This window comes from Elusimicrobiota bacterium, from assembly GCA_028718185.1.
In the GTDB taxonomy this organism is placed as follows: Bacteria; Elusimicrobiota; UBA8919; order UBA8919; family UBA8919; genus JAQUMH01.
The window spans coordinates 29073-50039 of sequence record JAQUMH010000003.1 but is presented as its reverse complement, the minus strand read 5'-3'; the positions used below and the strand labels follow the sequence as shown (position 1 = coordinate 50039).

At 39.7% G+C, this 20967-nt stretch carries 6 protein-coding genes and 1 riboswitch; all 6 genes read right to left on the bottom strand.

All coding sequences use genetic code 11. From position 1 onward, the window contains the following. Positions 1–103: 103 nt before the first annotated feature. Positions 104–184: riboswitch (cyclic di-GMP riboswitch) on the bottom strand. 379 nt (positions 185–563) lie between these two features. The 6 genes from PHE88_06065 to PHE88_06040 all read right to left on the bottom strand — a co-directional run bounded on the left by PHE88_06065 (position 564) and on the right by PHE88_06040 (position 20691). Further along, the gene (locus PHE88_06065; protein MDD5687376.1) at positions 564–1640 is read right to left on the bottom strand and encodes a discoidin domain-containing protein; all 1077 of its coding nucleotides are present in this window, start codon (positions 1638–1640) and stop codon (positions 564–566) included. A 113-nt stretch (positions 1641–1753) separates the two neighbouring features. Continuing rightward, positions 1754–11350 (bottom strand): FG-GAP-like repeat-containing protein, encoded by a 9597-nt coding sequence (locus PHE88_06060; GenBank protein MDD5687375.1) that lies wholly within the window; start codon positions 11348–11350, stop codon positions 1754–1756. 99 nt (positions 11351–11449) lie between these two features. Further along, on the bottom strand, positions 11450–12442 hold the full coding sequence (locus PHE88_06055) for a PorV/PorQ family protein (protein MDD5687374.1): 993 nt from the start codon (positions 12440–12442) through the stop codon (positions 11450–11452). 793 nt (positions 12443–13235) lie between these two features. Continuing rightward, a complete protein-coding gene (locus PHE88_06050; protein MDD5687373.1) occupies positions 13236–15839 on the bottom strand; it encodes a carbohydrate-binding protein in 2604 nt (867 codons plus the stop codon). Positions 15840–15986: 147 nt separating this feature from the next. Continuing rightward, a complete protein-coding gene (locus tag PHE88_06045; GenBank protein MDD5687372.1) occupies positions 15987–17414 on the bottom strand; it encodes a trimethylamine methyltransferase family protein in 1428 nt (475 codons plus the stop codon). 88 nt (positions 17415–17502) lie between these two features. After that, positions 17503–20691 carry a carbohydrate-binding protein gene (locus PHE88_06040; protein MDD5687371.1) on the bottom strand — a complete coding sequence of 1063 codons (3189 nt, stop codon included), beginning with the start codon at positions 20689–20691 and terminating at the stop codon, positions 17503–17505. Positions 20692–20967: the final 276 nt, after the last annotated feature.

Below are 20967 nucleotides of genomic sequence, written 5' to 3'. Positions count from 1 at the left end.
CTAACGGGGATACCGAAACTCGGATTAGTTATAACCTAAACAGACAACTTATCACTGCCATCTAATGCACGGCAGTAATATCTGTTTAAAAATTGTATCTAATTTCGGTAACCCGGCATCCCGCCCGACGCGGGATTATGGCTTTGCGTCTGCCGATTTTAATCGGCATTTGCCTTTATCGCTTACACTATATTTATAAAGTATTTTTCACGTTTTGTCAAGTACTTTTTTCAATATTTTCAAGTTTTTTCAAAAATGCATCTATTTTATGCCATTAAAACCCCTAAGTTATAAATTAAGCACTTGCTTCAAATAGCGTTTTTTATGCTTCTACGGGACTTGTAATGTGCTGTCGGAATCATAATTCTTAACGTTTTATTGCCTATGACGTTACAATTCTAAAACTATATTAACTCAATGACTCTACAAACTCGACAACTCTTTATTAATTCTTTACAAAAGCAGAGCGGAGTTTATCACGCATATTTGTTGTGCGGGACTCTGCGGCTACTTTAACTTTGGACTTCGGACATCGGACGCTTCTTACATCTATCTTTACTTCTCTATTTACAATATACCTCAAACTCCCATAATGAATATCCCCATTCTGTAGCTCTCTCAGTCCCATACATACGCACATATCTGCCACTTCCGCTTAATGGTATTTCTTCTGTACCACCCATACCGTCTGTCTTTGTATATATTGTTTTCCAGTCAGTATCATTATTTGATACTTGTATTTCGTAGTACTTAGCATAGGCAGGATCCCAGCTCAAAACTACTTTTTTAATATCATAAATACCACCAAGGTCTACTCGTATCCATTGCGGGTCACTATATGCTGATGACCATCGCGTTGATGTATCACCATCTACTGCGTTACTCGCCACATTGCCAGTTCCGTCTTCTGTTGAGTATACTGTAACCGGTTTCCCTTTAGCAATATTACCGGTAATACTAGCTTGTTTTTTAGTAGCAGTTTTAACCGGTTTTTCTTCTGCACCAGCATCGCTTTGTGCACCTTCGTATTTTAAAATTATATAATCAAAATTACCTACAGCCGCTTCAACCATAGTACCATTAGTATCCATAACTAACTTCATTATATGTTTTCCGGCACTTAAACTTACCCCTGTCTTTGTTATGGTTTGCCAAGTTTGCCAACCACCTGTATCAGGCACCGTTATTGGTCCTGTTTTATCTACATCATCTAACTCTATGTGAAAAACCCCACCCTTACCGCCTGCTCCTGCTTGCACTTGCATTGTATATGTTCCCGCTGTCTTTATATCTACTGTATATTTTAACCATTCACCTGCAAAAGCCCAGCCGACATCATAACCGCCGGCAGTAGTATTAGCTTCAACATCTACTCCTTCATCAGTACGATATTGATCTCCAAGATTTCTTGCTTCTTTATCGTGATATCCCACGCCTTCCCCGCCCTTATCAAAATCTTCTGCTTCAATCTTTATATCCTGGACAGAAGATTTATTTTTAGCAGCAGTTTTACCTGCCTTATCGTCACTTTTCTTAGTAGTAGTAACTTTTTTACTGATAACTTTCTTCTTCGCCTCAACTTGCCCTGTGCAAGTCAAACAAATCCCAAACACTAATCCCAAAACTATCCAGTTCCTCATCTTAAACTACCTCCTCGTCGTAGAGTTATAGCGTTTATAGAGTTTTAGAGTTTAAACCCTAAAACCCTATAACTCTATAACCCCATAACCTTATTAACTCTATAACAATTCTCTTACTTTATCAGTCCTATTTTCCCTGTCTTCTTGTTACCGGCAGCGTCTTGTATCTGGTATATATACACTCCTTTACCTACTTTGTCACCATTATCATTCTTGCCATCCCACTCGAGCCAACCAAGGTTACCAAAATCTGTCTCTTTGAGTTCACGGACGAGCTCACCTGTTACGCTATACAATTTTATTATACTATTTATCGGCAGATTTATCAACTTTAATTTACCCAATACCGCTGTTGCGGGATTATATGGGTTAGGGTAAACTTTAACATTACTCATATCTGAAGATACATAGCTACCCAATACGCGATATGTTGAGAAATGTTTGACGGTTGCGGTTATTGTGTTGTTTGATTTGTCTACTGCCTGAACTCCTGTTACCAATTCCCACTCTGTCCCTGTCCAGTAGTAGATTCTAAGTCCATCTTCGTTTAATATCCCTATATCTGCCGTTGTGTATGGTATTGTTATGTTTACTGCTCTTGTGAATATCTGGTTCTCCAATACCGGAGCATTATTGTTAAATGTTAATTCGCCAAAATCATAACATATCGGATTAACTGTGTTAACATATTTCATTGTGTTCTTTACTTCCGGTGATGCACTTGTCTTTATTGAAGCAAGATACTTGTTTGCTGACAAGACTCCAGTAGGTATTAATATCTTTAACCCGTTGGCGCCACGTATTGTTCCACCTTGATATCCTACTAACTTTGCTATATACATATCATTGAAGCTTATTACTACCGGCGCTGTCGTGTCACCACTTAATTCTACTGTGTTTATATCACTACGGAACGGGATAGCGACTTCCTTCTCACCTGCATCTGTTGTGACTAATGTCGAATCTGTTGTATCCAGTTCTGTACCCTTGCTGTTTTTCGTTGTAAGAGTTAAAGTTCCGGTATAGTCAGTTGCTATACTGTTCTCATCTACATTATATACCTGAACCTTGAATTTCAAACTCGCAGCTGCTGATGCTCCTACCTTTGTTGTTGTTGTTCCGTCATCGTAGTAATAGGTATATATCTTGTGCTTAAGGTTATATGTCTTAAAACTATACTGCGATGATGTTGCAAGATTATTAGATGAGTCTCGGCTATAGACCCTGTAATAATAAATCTTTCCTTTCTGTAACCCGTTAATGGAGACACTGTGTAATCTGGTTGGTGTCGCATCTAACGTAGTTGTGGTGCCCAACGCCGTTGTAGTTCCATACGCTACCTGTGTGTCGGAATTTTCATCGGTATTCCAGGTTATTACTGCCGTGTTGATTGATACTCCGGCTGATACATTGCTTATCACCGGCGGATTAGGGTCATTAAGAATTGTTGTAAAACTGTAATCACTGCTTGTTGTTGTATTGCCGTTCATATCTACGGACACCATCCTGTAATGATAGCCTGTGCTCTCAGTAAGACCAGTTAGAGTAACACTGTGTGAGTATACTCCATTAGCATCAGTTACCGGAGTTGCACTGCCATAACTTGTTGTTAAACCATACTCTACCTTACTGTTCGCAAGCTCATTTGTCGTCCATGTTATCACTGTTCCACTGCCGGATATGTTTGCCGGTGTTACAGCACTTACTACCGGCGGGGTTGTATCCGCAGTTAGTCTTACTATTTTGATGCAATCAAAATTACCATTATTAGATACACTACCGCTTTCCATAACTAACTTCATTATCTGGTTGCCTGCAGCAAGCGTTACAGAATCTGCAACTGTTACATCTGTAAAAGTCGTCCATCCACCGGTATTAGGTACGGTTACTGATGGTGTTACAAGACTTGTTGCACCGTGTGGACCAAATTCAAGGTGGAATGGATTTGCTGTGCCTAATATGCCTGCGCTTACTATTATTTTGTAGTTGCCACTCTCATTTACGTTTATACTGTATTCTAACCACTCACCAGGTTCTACATATCCGATATCGTAACCATTACTGGCTCCAACGACTGCCTCTATATCCACTGCTTCACTTGTTCTGTATGCTCCACCTTGATTACCGGGGGTTGTATCATAATATGTCTCACCATCAGACAGACCAGTAGTTGCCTCATCATAATTTTCTACTTCTATTGTTGTTGTTCCTATTCCTATATGCCATGGAGTACCTGACGGAATGTTTCCATATGACTGCTGCGGTGAAACGCTTGTTACTATATATGCCACGCTATTTACTGAACTATCGGTCATAGTATCTTTGAACGCACGGGCTTTTACTGTTGCACTTGCAGTTAATGTAAAAGGTGCGGAATATAGTGTTGACGATGATGTCGGGTCTGTTCCATCCGTTGTATATCTTTTTGTTGCTCCATTGGTTGCACAATCAATTGTTACAGTAACAGAACCTGAATATGTCCCTGCTCCAGGGGTTATTGTCGGTATTGAAACTACATTAGGTGTATCTGCACCTATTTTTATTAAGGAAATATAATTAAAATCACCATTGCCAATTGCTGTACTATTCTCCATAACTAACTTCATTATCTGGTTACCTGCGGTAAGCACAACATTGGATGTAATTTCTACATCAGCCCATGTATCGTAACTGCCTGTTGGCGGTATGCTTACTGATGGTGTTGTCCTATATGGTGCTGAATTATGTGTACCAAATTCAAGATGCATAAGACCGCCATCGTTTTTATCCCCATTGGCACCCCTTAGTATTATTTTGTATTCACCACCTTGATTAACATTTACACTGTATTCCAACCATTCGCCAGGTTTTGTCCAGCCTACCTGATATCCGGCACCTGTATCAATACATGCCCGGACATCTACATCATCTGTTCTGTATTCATTACCACTATTGCCGACTGTTGTATCAAAATATGTCTCACCGGAGGCAGAACCGCTTGTTACCATATCGTAATCTTCTGCCTGTATTGTTGTCGTTCCTGAATCTATCAACCAAGCAACACCTGTAGGATATGCCTGCTGCGGTGAAGCGGAACCGTTGGTTATTATTACTATTTGCGCTGCTGTTATCGCTGTCGCTCCGCTATTATCAGTCGCTGTCGCGGTTATACTGTAAGTCCCGGCAGGCACAGGGTTCCATGTATAACTATATGGAGAACTGGTGTCTGTTCCAATTAAAGTGGTACCATTGAAAAATTCTACTTTGCTTACTGTTCCGTCACTGTCGGATGCTGTCGCGTCTATCCGGACCGTCGCAGGCGGATTACTACCATTTGTTATCGCTATTGTGCTTATGCTTATTGTCGGCGGTTGTGATGTTAAATTCTTATCAGCTAATATCTCACTGCCGGTTAGCGCTATATTATATATCTTAACTCCATCCATAGCTCCATTGAAAGTTTCTGTTCCTCCGCCATTAGCACCTAACCTTAACGCGGTACCAAGTGCCGCTATATTACCGGTTTGTGCAGAACTGTTACTTTCTACGCCATCTACATATATCTTCATTGTAGCGCCATTATATACAGCAGCCAAATGATACCAGGTACCAATACCTATGTTCTGGGTGGCTGCTACACTTACTCCTGTTCCGCCTATATCCAACCATAACCTTGGTGTTAATTCCGTTGCACTGGCACGTACACCATGCAAGGAATATGCAAAATACGGTGCAGTATGATTACCGTCTGCTGCCGGTTTCGCTATAAATATTTGATGTGCGTTAACATCCGTGGGGTCTATGGCGTCCACCCTAACCCAGGCTATTAATGTTAGCTGACTACCATTTATATCTAACGATGTTGAATTAGGGACGCTGACATAATCGTTTACTCCGTCAAATTTTAAACCGGTGCCTACCTCACCGGAAATCCAGCAAGTACTGGTATCCATACCGGTCAATGTTCCATTATTATTATTACCGGATGTATCACTCACTGTTGAACTGCCTGATGTGCCTTCCATGTCCCATTTACCGACAGGAAGAGTAGGCTGGCCTGTGTTTTTGACACTAATAGTAACCTGGGCACTGCCTGTTAAACCGATATTGTCTGTTACTACCGCTCTTATGTTAAAATCGCCTGATGGAACACTATTCCATGTGTAACTATACGGCGAACTGGTGTCTTCTCCAAGTTTTGTGGTGCCATTATAAAATTCTACTTTTGCAACGGAAACATCATCAACTGCCGTTGCTTCTATTAATATATTAGAACCTTGATCAAATTGCTGACCATTGGTTGGTTTTGTAATTGCTACTACAGGATTGCCACCGCCACCGCCAAAGGTATTGTTATTACGCAAGATATACATCAAACCGCCGGTCGTAGAAAAGAAATCGTCCCATGTAATACTTACTAAGTCTAAATCGCCATCGCCATCTAAATCAGATAAATATGCTGAGTTATGACTTTCTTTTCCTGATGATATTATATGTTGTGTAAAACTTGGTGTAGCACTACCGTCGTTTTCCCAGATAGCTGTCTCTTTTGCACCTTTATGCTCGCCGGTTACTACATCTATGTCGCCATCAAAATCCATATCGGCTACATCCAGTGAGTTAGTTGACTGTTGCTTTACTATCGTTGTTGAGGTACCCCAGTTGGCTACTGTCTTTGGAGTAGCAGGACAATTAAACCAATATGTACGGCTTTCCGCACGAAGTGGATTTGTTCCATCCCATATCTCATCTGTCAGTATTATGTCAAGCCGTCCATCGTCGTTCAAATCTGCCAACTGGACACGGTCAGGTCCATCAGCACTTGTAACGTTATTTATCGGGGTCGCGTTGCCTACGGTATGCACTGTCCAATTCCCTTGTCCGGCAACACCGGGGTTTTCATACCATACTACTGTACTATTATTACCCAGCACTCCTGCTATATCTAAATCGCCATCTTTGTCTATATCGCCTACTGCGATTCCTTGATTGTTTGAACTATTGCTTACACTATTGCTTATCTGTGTAACAGGCCAATTGCCGTTTTGAGGACTTACTAACGGTATCTGGATGTAATACAATTTTCCGCTACTGGCTCCATCGCCTGAATAAGGCAAATCACCGGTACATACTATCTCTTCCCTGCCACCGGGAACTATTTGTGCCATCCTCATTCCCTGTGATTGTGAATGTAGAGTCGGCGGTATGACTGCTACCTTTGTAGCTGTCCAGTCGCCTGTCGTGTCTCCTGCACCTGTTTTTTCTAACCAGTATACACCGGGATTAGGAGTGTAAGCTGCAGTAAGTCCAAAACCTATTACATCAGGATATGCATCGCCATCTACATCAGTAACCAAACTGGCATCTACATTTACAGGAAACGTTGTTCTTGTCCATGTCCCGGTCATATCACCACCAGGGTTTTTGTAGCTGTACTTTCCTGATAATAAATCTTTGTAGCCGTCATTATTTAAATCAACTGCTGCTAAACCAAACCATTCAAACCAACCACCATAAAGTGCCCGGGTTACATCTAACTCTTTATATGTCCAATCCGTTAGACCTCTTTTCCCACCACCGGTCTGTATCCATACCGCTATTTCATTATCTTCATTACCAGGGTCGGAATAACTCTTCTGTAATATGTCAAGACGGCCATCACCATTTAAATCACCTATCGCATCTTCGTGGTTGTTTTGTCCTGTTGTAAGTATGGTTGCTGTAAATGTTGGGCTTGCTGCACCGTCATTCTTGTATACCGTCATTCTTGCAGCGGGATAGCTATTAGTCCCCACGCGGCTCATTTCTGCTATAAATATATCATTATCGCCATCTGTATCTAAATCACCTATTTTAAGACTATGTGCCTGCACTACATTGCTATCTATTATATGCTTTGTCCATGTGGTTGCGGCAGCATTTGTAGATTCATACCATGCTGCAAAACCGGTGAAATCACCGGCTGAAAAAGCTACTTCGGGTCTGCCGCCTTTTATTATTTGTCCAACCGCGCATTTACCTCTTACGGCGCTTTCAAGTGGTTCTATTGAATTAAATTGATATGTCGTTCCGCTTACATGTTTGAACCAACCGCCGCCGCCGACTATATCCACTTTGCCGTCTAAATCTATATCGGTAATTGCCATTCCTTCACATTCGGGTGCACTTGATTTTGTATATATTGTAGCAGGATTTGGCCATATTGTAGTACGGGTTTTTACATCTGCGGGTACGTCCCATAAATATAATCTTGTTACACCAGACGCATACACTCGTCCCCACGCTGCCAACTCTAAAGCACCATCACCGTCAAAATCACCTAAACAAGCATCATGCCAGGTTACTGACAATCCTGTGCTGTCGTCTTTTATTATGTGCTTAGTCCATCTGGTCGTTGTGACTACTGCTTGAGGACCCGGGTTCTCCCACCAATATCCACGGGGCTCATTATAATCTCCCATATTTACTATATCCATATCGCCATCATTGTCCATGTCTATAGGTTGACTAAAACACCCGAGTTTTAAAAGATCAGGGTCTATAGATTTTTGGTCCCAGTTATTACCATTTTTCTTGTACCACACTAATCCGGGAGCTACCCCTCTTTTCATTATTACAAAATCATTTAAGCCATCATTATCTATATCACAGATTAAACTATCTACATATTCAGAACCTGACGTGCCGGGTAAAGATAAATACCCGTCTTTACTTGAATATTTCGTAAAGCCAACCGGTGAGGCTGACGGTGTTATTGTATATACTGCTGTATTTTCATAACTGTCTTCACTACCTGACTTAACTGCGATTACTCTTAATGTGCCTGAAACAGATATTGTTGCTACCTGTGGAGAGGTGCCTGAAGTTCCGCTTGTTGATGGGTCACTTCCATTGGTTGTATATTTTATAGTTGCTCCACTTGTCCCACAGGTTATTATTACTAACTGTGTACCTGAATAAGAACCTGCCGGCAAACTAAATTGCGGTGTCGCCACTTTAACTGGACCTGAAGAACTACCGGGTGTTCCTATGGTTTCTGTCAAATCCCGCCATGATGATTCTATCGTGTTTTTGGTTGTTGTCAAATCACGGCTGTCGGCAAATCCTATTGTATAGTATGCAGGAACAACAGGATTTAAAGATGAATTTACACCAGTTCTGCCAAATCCGAATACTGTCATATTGTTTTCCATCTGGTAATATGAATCGTTTGATGAATCATCCTGATGGTTAATTAAATATATACTCCTGTTTATTGTCCCATCTGCAAAATATACCCATTCAGGTGCCGGGATATCGCCGTTTAATATATTGCTTGAAGGATATGACCCGCAAAGTTGCGGGCTTGTATCGTTTGACCTGTAGAAATAATCCTGGGTGCCGGTTACATCTAAATTTCCGCCAGGGGTGCCTTCATATAAAAACCAGTATGCACTGTTCTTTTTTGTTACTGTCATCCTTGCATATTTAGGAAATATTTCCCAGGTGCATGACCATAAACCATCAATACTATCTGTCTTATATTTAATCTTTATTGGTCCCTGATTTAATATACTGCTGCTGCTATTTACAAATCCAGGATGAAAATAAGAAGCGGGATATACCATGTTAGGTATTCCGCGATAATTACCCGCTGAACCGCCCGTAGCATGATAACCTAACCAGTCGTTGTTTTGAGTGTCGACCATACTGGAAAAACCACCGCCTTGCTTGTGATAATAATAGGTCGCATTTACTGTCTCTATTTTGTAACTTGACTGTCCCTCATCATCTACATTATCTGTTAAGGTTACCTGCTTTGTAAAATTAACTTTTGTTATTGTTGGATCTACATCAAAAAATATCCTGAAATATCTCGTTGCACTCGCATTTGTTGTGCCACTCATTATAAATGTTACTGTGCCTATTGCATTGTTTGAAGCATTATATGCAGAATCTTCGTCAAACTGGAATACTACATTGTCATTTATTACTGTTGTGCCTGTGCTGTCTGTCTCTCTTACTCTTAATGATTGGTCATTTAAACTGCCGCCAACTCCAAGGGCTGTAAGATACTGTGTAAAATTAACTGCTACTTCTACCGGTTTATCATACCTTGCATAACTGCCAACCGCCACATTTACCGGCACATAATATATAGGGTCACCTGTTGTAGCTGCTGTTATTGTAAAGTTTGCGGTTACTACGTTGCTGTCCAAACTACCTGATTTTGTTGCTATTGCTTTTAATGTAGTGTCACTGGATAATGTTATTGGACCGGAATATACATTACCGTTTGTTGAGGATGGGTCGCTGCCGTTGGTTGTATACTTTATTATTGCTCCACCCGTTGCGCAAGTTATACTTACTGTCTGGGCGCTGCTATATGTTCCACCGTTAGGATTTATTGCAGGGTCTGCCACCGATTGTATTCCACCGGTATTATATTGTACAAACAAAACAGGTCCCGGCCAGATTATTTCCGGTCCGTGAGTCCAAGAAGTATTACTCGGATGATAAGCGGTTACTCTAAATTCTTTGGTTCCAGCTGTTATCAAACTATTTGATACTGTTATGTTACTATAACCATATTCGTGATCCACTGCATTAGGAAAAGAAGTTGCTATCTCAGTGCCTGCTAATGTTACTGACTGAGTTAAACCACCTTCAGCACCATTCCATGTAACAACTGACATTCTGGCACCGGTAACCGTAGATGCGTTTGATGGGATTACAACATCGCAAAATTTCGAACTAGGACTAGCACCAGATGTTACAGAAAAACCTTGAGGTACATTGGACGGTTTATACATCTTAACAGAAGTGGTAGTGCGTGCAAGAGTTATACCTGCCACTTCGGGTGTCGCATAACACATTCCATCATTACCTACGATAACTGCCATAAACTTTACTGATGATGCCGCCTGGTCTGGAACCCATGATGTGTCCCATGTCTTTGAATATGGTGATGATATAGCTGTCCCTATGTGACCTAAAAACGCTCCATTACGTAATACATACCTATAATGCCATTGTGAATATATACCATTACCATCCTCGTCAAAATCATCATAATATCCTATAAAATCTACCCGGTTTATCCCTCCGGAATATGTATTTACCGTGGCTGATATTGTTGGATTATCATTTATTGTTGAACTGGCAGTCGGAGAGGTTATACTGCCTGTCGGATGGGTTTTACTAGCATCATAATATATTCTTAACTTTAATCCATAGTGTGCAAATTGTCCCCAGCCAAAGCTACCACATATCTGCGGACCGGCAGTAACATCTATTCTATTAGTTCCACTTACTAACTGATTAAGCGGTATAGCAACTGCAGGATATCTAAAATTAAGATAACACTCAGGACTTGATATATCTGTGTTTTCCGGTATCGGTATCCATGTATTATTATTTACCTTTATTTGTTTGCCGCTGGTTCCTATATGTCCACCCCACATCTCTACTACTAACTCTGCCCTCGTTGCTCCAACTAAATCAACACCGCTAAAATACTGTGCATTGTTTGGGAAATCTGTGGGGTCATTACATAAACCTGCTATAGGTGTATATGTTGCATTAGGATCTGTTACCCTGTACCATAGATTACTACAATTAGATCCCGGAGGTGATACCCAAACATATGTTTCTTTAAATATATCGCCCGGACCAATTGCCGACTGCGATACCACACTTAACCCTATCATTACAACTGCAAACATCATACAGCATCTGATAATCCTACCCATAACTTTACCTCCAATTTCCTGAAATTTATTGAAACTTATTGAAATTTGTTGAAATTTGTTGTTTTATTTCTATTAATTTCTATATATTTCTAATTTCTATTATTTATTTCCAAACCTTATTCCTAACGATATCCTGTGTGTGTCGCCTAAATCTTTTGTCGGGACAAATGCATAATCTATATTAAATGTTGAACTTTCGCCGGCTATCTTAAAACCGCCGCCTAATGTGTATGTCTCTTCATCATAACCTATCTTGTAACCTGCTCGGATTCCTATCATCTCGGCTATCACTAACTCTAAACCTATGTTCTCTCTTGTTGTCGCACTGTCTAATCCATAATTGACATCTGCTGCTACCGTCAAATTGTTCTCACCTTCAAATGCTGAGAGCTTCTTGCCTAATCCAGCTTTTATATTCCCGGGTAAATTATCACTGCCTACTTTACTGCCTATGTTCTGGACTGCTAAGCCTAATTGTAATCCGCCTTTTACAGGAACATACTCTACTCCTAAATCTATCCCAAATCCGGATGTGTTGTCTGTGTCTATCTTCTGGCTCGCCATCTTTAAACTGCCACCTACATTTATTGTTTCATCTACCTGTTTGCCATAACTTATCGCGCCACCTATATCTTTTGCACCAAAAGTACCTACGCTGCCTACCGTATCATATGCGCCATTGACATCTTCTAATGTTTTGTCTATATTGCCATAATTAAGGTACATTACTTGCAGGCCTATTGTGGAACTCTCATTTACTGGATGGCCTATCGCTAAATATTCGTAACTTATTCCTTCAAAATATGATAAATGCATAAATGATAATTCCGTTGCACTTACTGAACCTAATCCCGCAGGATTCCAGTATACGCTATTTACATCTTCTGCTACTGCTACCTGTGCGCCACCCATACCTTCCTGCTTGGCGCCTACTCCTACCTTTAAAAACTGCATTGCTGAACTGCCGACACCGGCTTGTACATTACTTGTACATATAGTACATACAACCATTACTGCTAACGTTACTGCACTTAACATCTTGCGCATATTAACCCCCTTGTTCTTCTTAATTTCGTCTATTACGTTTTTCATAAAAACTTTCCTTAAAATTGTGTAATGTGTGATGTGTGATGTGTCATGAAACTACCAAAATAAAAAGAAGTTCAATAGATATTTAGTTGGTTAATTTAGCGAATTAAGTTTATTCAACCTAATTTACTAATCAACTAATTCTCTAATTAACTTCTTTATTTTCGGTAACCTAGCTAGCTTGATAGTTTGGTCTTCGTAATTGTCTTATCTCTCTACCTTTACCTTTACTTTACGAAGAACCTATTTTTACTTAATTGTCGTTTATCGGCAACCTGTTGGCTTTCACTATCTTAGCCCTTGGTTTTGCGAACTCATCCCGATTTCTCGGGAGCAGCCTTTTCGGGTTAGTGCTCGGAGCTCGGACCCACTGGACCGAGCGAGTTAATGCTCGGAGTTCGGACCTACTGGACCGAACGAGAACATAACCCCGATGTTAATCGTGGGAACACAATCCCGCATTAAGCGGGGTAAAACAACATGTATTTCTTTTAGCTCCTTATTCAAATGTATAATGTTTTATTATTGAATACTCATGACTTGCTAATGGGTAATCATTACTTGCTCTTTACTATATATATAACATACTTTTGGGTTTTTGTCTTGGATTTACTTGTCAATAGGTAGGCAAATTTTGCTGTTCAATAATACTCCACCGTGGCATTTCCGCAAGAACACTTCTTTAACTTTTATTTAATGCTGTCGGGGCTTAGTGTTTAACTAAGTACTATTACTTTAGCGGACAAAAAACTCATCACCACACAACATCAGCACCGCGACTACACCGGACTACGGATTATTTTACCGTTAAATTTAATTGGCTTACACCGGCAAGATAATCATCTGCTACTGCATGAACTGTTATTATATGTTTGCCTTTTGAATAGCCGGCAGTGTTCCACAAGTACTCAGGGCTTGATGATATCTTGACAAGTTTGGTATCTATGAAATAACGATAAGAAACAACAAGTCTGTCTGTCTCGGGATTTTTAGCAGAACTAACCGCAATCTTTACTGTCCCGTTTACTGATGTATTTTTTACCGGTGCAGTTATGGAAACAGACGGCGATAGTTTGAAGAAGTTATCATCCATTACCTTATCAAATTTTGCCCTTTCTTCTGTGTTTAATGAATAGAGTTTAAATATTCTTATACCAAGACCAGCCATTTGAGGTGATTCTGCCCTCAAGTATTTTATCCACAAATCAACATCCTCCGGAAGACCGACAAAGTCATTTTGACCGCTAAAAATAGCATTTGTTTTTCCTTCAAGTCCGTAGTACTTTACCCAATCAGTCCATTTTTTAATATATGTTCTGTAGTCCATGATTCCACGATAAATGTATATCTCAGGCTCATAAAGACTTAATACATCCGCTCCATTTGATATTGTTTCATCAATACCATCTCCATAAAAAGCAGCAGTTATGAAAAAATTTGGGTATTGTTTTTTAACCCGCCTGAGTGCATTAATAGATTCTTGTGCCCGTGAATCATAATCCCAGGCAGCATATTCGTCAATTTCTATACCATAATATCCTTCTTGTGCAGCCTTTAAGTAGTTTTCATACATACTCTCTTCGTTATTAAGCTTCCATGGACTTGGACTTTGGTCATTATCCCTTTCAGCATAACTATATGGTATAGGCAGTTTTCCTTTCGCTATCATTTCATCGTGCCATGCCTTACTAGCCCATAAATAACCATGAACGTTTGTGGTTTCGTGAGGTTGCTCACCATCACCGGCAAACCACGCGATTATATATGGCGTACTAATAGGTGCAAGATTAGGATTCGGGAATACTGCTCCTTCATGGAAAAACAACTTGTCGTTTGGCTGGATAAAAGAAATCTTGAAGTTAGTATCTGATGAATCACCTGGAATGCCATTTATATCTCGTACCCGTATCTTGCAAGTATTACTCGCTTTATTCGGGATTGTTATCGTCTCGCTGCCATCATTCGGTATATTTGACACTAATTTTATCCAGTTAGTTCCTCCATCTGTCGATAAATCTATATTAACATTGCCCACTATTCCCTGACTAGACCAAGCTATTATCTGTTGACTATTTGCTATCCAATTCTCACCGCCATTTGGAACTGTTACTGTTATACCCGGTTTTAATTGTCCTTCATTTATTATGTTTATGTAATTAAAATTGCCTGTTGCAATAGCACCGATAGTATCCATTGTTAACTTCATTATATGTTTTCCGGCACTTAAACGGACTCCTGTCTTCTTTATTGTTTGCCAAGTCTGCCAGCCACCTGTGTCAGGGACTGTCATTGAACCTGTCTTATTTATATCGTCAAATTCTATATGAAAAGTTCCTCCGGGACCACCACATGCTACTCGCACCTCTATTGTGTATGTTCCCGCTGTCTTTACATTTATTGTATATTTCAACCATTCTCCGGTCATAGCCCAGCCTACACTATATCCTCCGTTTGCATCACTGCAAGTTTCAACATCTACATCTTCTGTTGTACGGTATGCATTTCCTGCGTTACCTGTTGATGTATCGTAATATGATGTTTCAGCCCCGCCTTTATCATAATCTTCTAATTCTATCTTACCAGGTACCTGAAATGGTACTCCCTTATATGGGACAGATACACCTACGATTTTAGTAGTACCAGTAGGATTATTAGATACTTTTGACCAGTTTGGAACTTCATCCGGTGTTTTTATTGCAAAATAATATTTGGTTGAAGGTGAAAGCTCGGGAACAGTGAATGTCTCTTGTCTAAATGTTTCTTGTGCTGTTGGTGCACCTTCAGCTTTAGTTGCAGAATCCCAGTTGGCATCCGTTATCGGTGACAATGAGTATCTTATATCATATGGTATATATCTTGAAGCCAGACCTGTGTTACCATCGTCGCCGGGAGAAGTCCAAGTAAGCGTAACTGATTTTGCTGCTATGTTGGTTATTGCAAGATCTGTTATTTTGGCAGGTGGTGTTGTATCTGTAAGAGCAGGTGTTGTAGCGCTTGGTGATTTAGATAATGGTGACCAGTTAGTGACTTCGTCTCCTGCCCTGATTGCAAAGTAGTATTTGGTCGAAGGTGAAAGTCCAAAAACCATCAACGATTCCGCAGAACCCGCAGAATTTGGAATCATATCAAATTTAACTTTAGTAGCTGAGTTCCATGATGTTTCTGTCGTTATTGGAGCAGGCGAATACCTGATATCATATTTTGTTGCTTTGCCTGAATTACCATCATCACCAGTAGCACGCCATACAAGCGTGACTGTCTTGGAAGTCGGAAACGCAGTCACGAAATACATTATTTTACCAGGTGGTGTTGTGTCAGTTACACCTGACAAAATACTGATACTCACAAAAATGCATACTACAAAAATACTAAATATTTTTACTAGCTTTTTTCTGAACATTTAAATACCCCCCCAATGGAACAGTGTGATAGTGCGATGGTGCGATAGTGCGATAGTTAACTGTTTTTTCATTATGTTCTTGACATCGGACTTTGGACTAAGGACCTCGGACGCCTCTATAAATCTCAATCTTTAATATTATACCATCTATTTGATTATTTTGTTTATCTCTTTTTCTACGGCTGAATCTAGCGATTCTACTTTATGTTCACTTAGTATTTTATTTAATTTAAGATGTGCTCTATCACACATAGTTGTTGACCCTTCATTTGACCACTGTTGACGCTTATTCCGGTCAAATAATTCCGGATACCATATCCCGTCTTTAAAATGTTTTAACGTGTGGTCTTTATCCATAAAGTGTCCGCCCGGACCCACTTCATTTATTAAATCAATAGCTAAAGTATCCGAATTTATTTGAAAGTTTTTTAAGATTCTCTTAGTCATAGCAATTACCTCATTACAAATAACCAAAAAATCAAGAGAACCGCAAAGACCTGATTCAAGATAACCTACATCATGTATTAAATTTAGACCTGAAAGCGCCTCTAAAAGAAGTGAAGAAGTAGCCTCAGACACCGCTTGCTCATCTATCAATTTTGAATCTGAGCATCCTCCTGTTCCGAAAATAGGCAGATTATAACGGCGGGAAAGCTGAGCCATTATTGCACTACCCATATGCCATTCAGGAGCTCCGTAAGGTATGTTGCTTGTCCGCATATCAAAAGGAGTTATACAACCCCCGTATATAAAAGGTGCTCCCGGGGACCGCAGTTGGTGAATAACTAAACCGCCTAAAACTTCCGCATTTCCAAGAGCCAAAGAACCAGCCATTGTTACCGGTCCTGATGCCCCACTCATAACTGTAGGTACATATATAATTGGAATATGCCTATCAGCGCAAAAAATTAACCGTTCAAGAGCGTCTTCGTTATGTTGAAACGGTGAAACAAATTGTCCATACATTATCCAAAAGGGATTGTGTTTGAACTTATCTTCGCCACCGGTAATCGCACATGATATCTTATAAATCTTTTCCAAATTCTCTTTCCCTGAAAGTGAAGTTAAGATTAACGGCTTAGTAGTATTCTTAACCATGGTTAGAAATTGATGAATATCCTGTTCTTTAGGATCAACATCATTAGCTAAACCATAGGACATTATAAAATCTATATTTTCCAGATAATCACTTACTATTGAAGCATCTTTAACATCTTCTAATTTTGTCATACGGTGTTCTTTAGTTTTATTGTCAAGAGTGAATTCCAAATCTGAACCGGTACCGAAATAAACCCTATTGTCTTCAAGAAACATAACCCTATCGCCTTTCCGGCTAGCCAGGGTTACTTTTTCCGGAGCAGTAGACAAACATCTTTTTACTAATGCAGATGGAATTCTTACAAGCTGGTTATTTTCAACATAGGCACCGGCATTATAAAGAAGGTCGCAACACTCTCTATTATGAATCTTTAATCCGGTCCTCTCCAATAGTTCCAAACTGGCATAGTGAATTCCGTCAAGCTCTTTTGAATCTAAAAAATTAAGCACCGGCTGTCTTACATTAACACTGTACATATTCCATTTCCTCCTCTCTTAGAATTTTTACTCTACAAACGCTATAACCCAATAACTCTATAACACTCTTTTATTTTATTAATCATACTTATTTAATTAATCCTATTTTTCCAGTCTTTTTCTTACCAGTACCGTCTTCTATTTGATAAATATAAACTGCTTTACCGACTTTGTCACCATCGTCATTTTTACCATCCCACTCGAGCCAGCCAAGGTTACCAAAATCTATCTCTTTTAGTTCTCTCACTATCTCACCTGTCACACTATATAATTTCGCTATACTATTCATTGGTAAATTGATTATCTTCAATTTACCACTTACCGCTGTATCCGGATTATATGGATTAGGATAGATTTTTATATTGCTAAAATCAGTTATCGGTATTGATTCCAGCAACGCAAACTTACTTAAATGATTACTTTTGGCTATCACCTTATTATAACTTGAGTATACTGTTGACGGTAATGCTTCCCACCTCTTGTTATTTTCATCATACCAGCCTACTACTAACTTACTCTCATTATAACCAGCTATTGAACTGTCATCATAACTTATCGTTATCAGCATTTCTTTTGGCTGCAGGTTCTTGTCATTTACCATTTCTATTCCATAACCAACTACCTTCATTGTACGCCTATCACTCACAGGTACTTCTATCGCTTTCAACGTTAAATTAGCCGTAGTAGAAAACGCACCTATCGGTACCGTAACACTTATCTCGCTATCCACACTGCTATTCTCACTTATTGGCGTTACTGCCATCCCGCTTGATATCTGTATCTGCGGACTCACTATCTTTGTCACACTTAACGGCTTGCAAACATAATTCTGTTCCACCATATCATTGCTTAAGTTTGTGTAGGACATCTCATTGGGCCAGAATCGCCAATTAGAACTTACAGGTTTTATAATATAATTCCCACTCTCCAACCCAACAAACTCATAACTGCCTTCTTCTCCGGTAGTCAAATCGCTGTTTGATTTACCACTTAAATTCATTGTTACTCCGCTTATCCCGCTACTGCTCTTATATACTTGCACATTGCCTTTGATGCCGTATGTTATTACATTTACATCCGGTGCATCTATTGTTGCTGTAGGTAAACCTGTCGCTATTCCATCATTTATATCTTTTGCTTCAAAATAATAACTATAATCTTTATCTGTCTCTGCCAGTTGTTTTGTATAACTATATATGCGACCACTACTATATGAACTTGTGTCTGTTGTAGTCATTACAAACGGACTGCCTGCTATCTCGACTCCGCCTTTCTTGATGTGTATTTTAGGATACCCCGCTTTCGGCGCGTTATCATCTATATCGAAATATTTCACTCTATATACATAACTTGTAGTTATTATTCCTGTATCGGGATTTAATCCATCACCGGTATATCCTAACTCACCTGTCCAAATTAAGACCGGTGCTGTGTTAGCATTCGTTTTACCAGTAGGACTATTTAATATCCCTGACCAGTTAGGCACTTCATCGCCTACCTTCATAGCAAAATAATAATTTGTATTTGGACTTAATCCTTGCACAGTATAACTCTGTGTAGTTCCTGATACTAAAGGGGTTGGCTCATCATTACATTGTGTCGCACTTCCCCAATTATTTTCATTTATACTTACATTGGAATATCGGATATCGTATACACTTGCTGTTCCACTATTACCGTTGTCTCCTACTGAGGTCCAATTTAACACTATTGTTCCACCTGTCAGATTACCGGTTGTCAAATTGCCTACTGATGACGGCGGTAGCGCATCTAATATCTTTACTATACTTATGTTGTCAAAATTGCCACAGTCAGATGCCGTTCCATTATCCATTACTAATTTCATAACCTGTATGCCGCTAGTAAGCGATACACCTGTGAATGTGAATGTTGTCCATGAATACCATCCACCAGTATTATATATGGCGGTTGAATTAGTAACGACATATGGTGTGCCATGATGCGGTCCAAATTCAAGATGCACGGGTCCATGAACACCTGCACCGCCTGCTACTTTTAATGATATGTTATATTCTCCACTTTGCTGGACGTTTATGCTGTATTCAAGCCATTCTCCGGGTTTTGTCCAGCCGATATCGTATCCTCCCGGGAAAGTTTCTATGTCTACTCCATCTGCTGTCCTGTATACACCACCTTGATTAGCGGATTCTGTATCTTTGTATGCTTCTCCTTGACCCAAGCCAGCGGTCATCATATCAAAGTCCTCCACTTGTATTGTTGTCGGGGTAATTGTGTCGGATGATATTACCCAAGGAATTCCTGCAGGATATGCCTGCTGAACGCCGCCCCATATATATATTACTTTATCACCGGCTGTTGTGCCCGGTGTAGTGTCGTTCGGCCACATTGAGGCGGACTCAGCCAATCTAGGTAATGTAAATATCTGCACAGAATGATCGACAGAATTAGCCCATTTAAGTTGGTCAAAGAATGCCGGACTCCAGCATTTTGGACTGTCCCAACTTGGATACTGGGACGCACAACCGTCAATAAGGCCTGACCATGTCAAAAGTGTACCCGAAAAAATTTCAAGATTTGGAAACCTTGACTGCCATATTGTAATATTGTACATGTAATCGTTAAGAGTAGTGGCGGCATTTTGAATTCCATATGCGTTGAATAATTTGTTCGTATTGATATAGGCTGTATCAATTCCATTCGCCCAAACACCTTCCTTAGAATTGCTGGCACAATTAAACGACCATAAAAAGGTTTCAGGCTGGTCAGTAGGTCTATATTTGGAAATAATATTTTTGCACTTAGTAAAAAAATCGTTTGTAAATATACGCCATGAGGCACCACCATCAGTCTGTATAATATGAGCGTGCGGCTCTTCTAATTCTATACCGTCAAGTGTAGGATATCTTTGCAATATCCAATCCATGTCTGAAAGAAATTGGCCCTGTATAGAAGTATTGTTTTTAAAGGCTTCCCAATCGGCATCGGCATAATTGCTCATGTCCATCAAAAGAAATATTTTTATACCTTTTGTATGTGCATAAGTGATGCCGTCACCTATATAATCATGTTTCCCACCTTTAACACCGGATATATAGGTAGGAATTATTCCGGTTTGTAAGGCATCTGCACCATAGTATGCCGCATTATCAAGGCTGGAGCTTAGTTGAGACATATCATTCCAGAGATGTATAACTCCCCTTTTGAAACTCAATACCGCAGATAATGTCTTTGCAGTTATCATGCTTGTTAATACCAACAATGTTAATAATAAAAATAATTTAATAGGTTTAGTCATAAAATTGTCCGGGTAACAGAATTCAGTATTCAGCAAACAGGATTCAGAATTCAGAACTATCCCGTGAATAAAAAAAGAAGCTTATAGTTAACTAGATATCAGTTAATTAAGTTTTTTCAACCTAATTCGCTAATCTACTAATTCACTAATCTACTTCTTCTGTTTTCGATAACCTTGCTGGCTTGATAGTTTGGGTCTCGCCACAAGAGCGTAACCCGCTTGTGGTTCGTTGTCTTTATTTGTCTCTTATCGGCAACCTGTTGGCGTTATCTATCT

Bases quoted from the DNA above. Each gene is read 5' to 3' on its own strand.
- PHE88_06065 (MDD5687376.1), bottom strand. From the start codon at position 1,640: ATGAGGAACTGGATAGTTTTGGGATTAGTGTTTGGGATTTGTTTGACT.
- PHE88_06060 (MDD5687375.1), bottom strand. From the start codon at position 11,350: ATGGGTAGGATTATCAGATGCTGTATGATGTTTGCAGTTGTAATGATA.
- PHE88_06055 (MDD5687374.1), bottom strand. From the start codon at position 12,442: ATGAAAAACGTAATAGACGAAATTAAGAAGAACAAGGGGGTTAATATG.
- PHE88_06050 (MDD5687373.1), bottom strand. From the start codon at position 15,839: ATGTTCAGAAAAAAGCTAGTAAAAATATTTAGTATTTTTGTAGTATGC.
- PHE88_06045 (MDD5687372.1), bottom strand. From the start codon at position 17,414: ATGTACAGTGTTAATGTAAGACAGCCGGTGCTTAATTTTTTAGATTCA.
- PHE88_06040 (MDD5687371.1), bottom strand. From the start codon at position 20,691: ATGACTAAACCTATTAAATTATTTTTATTATTAACATTGTTGGTATTA.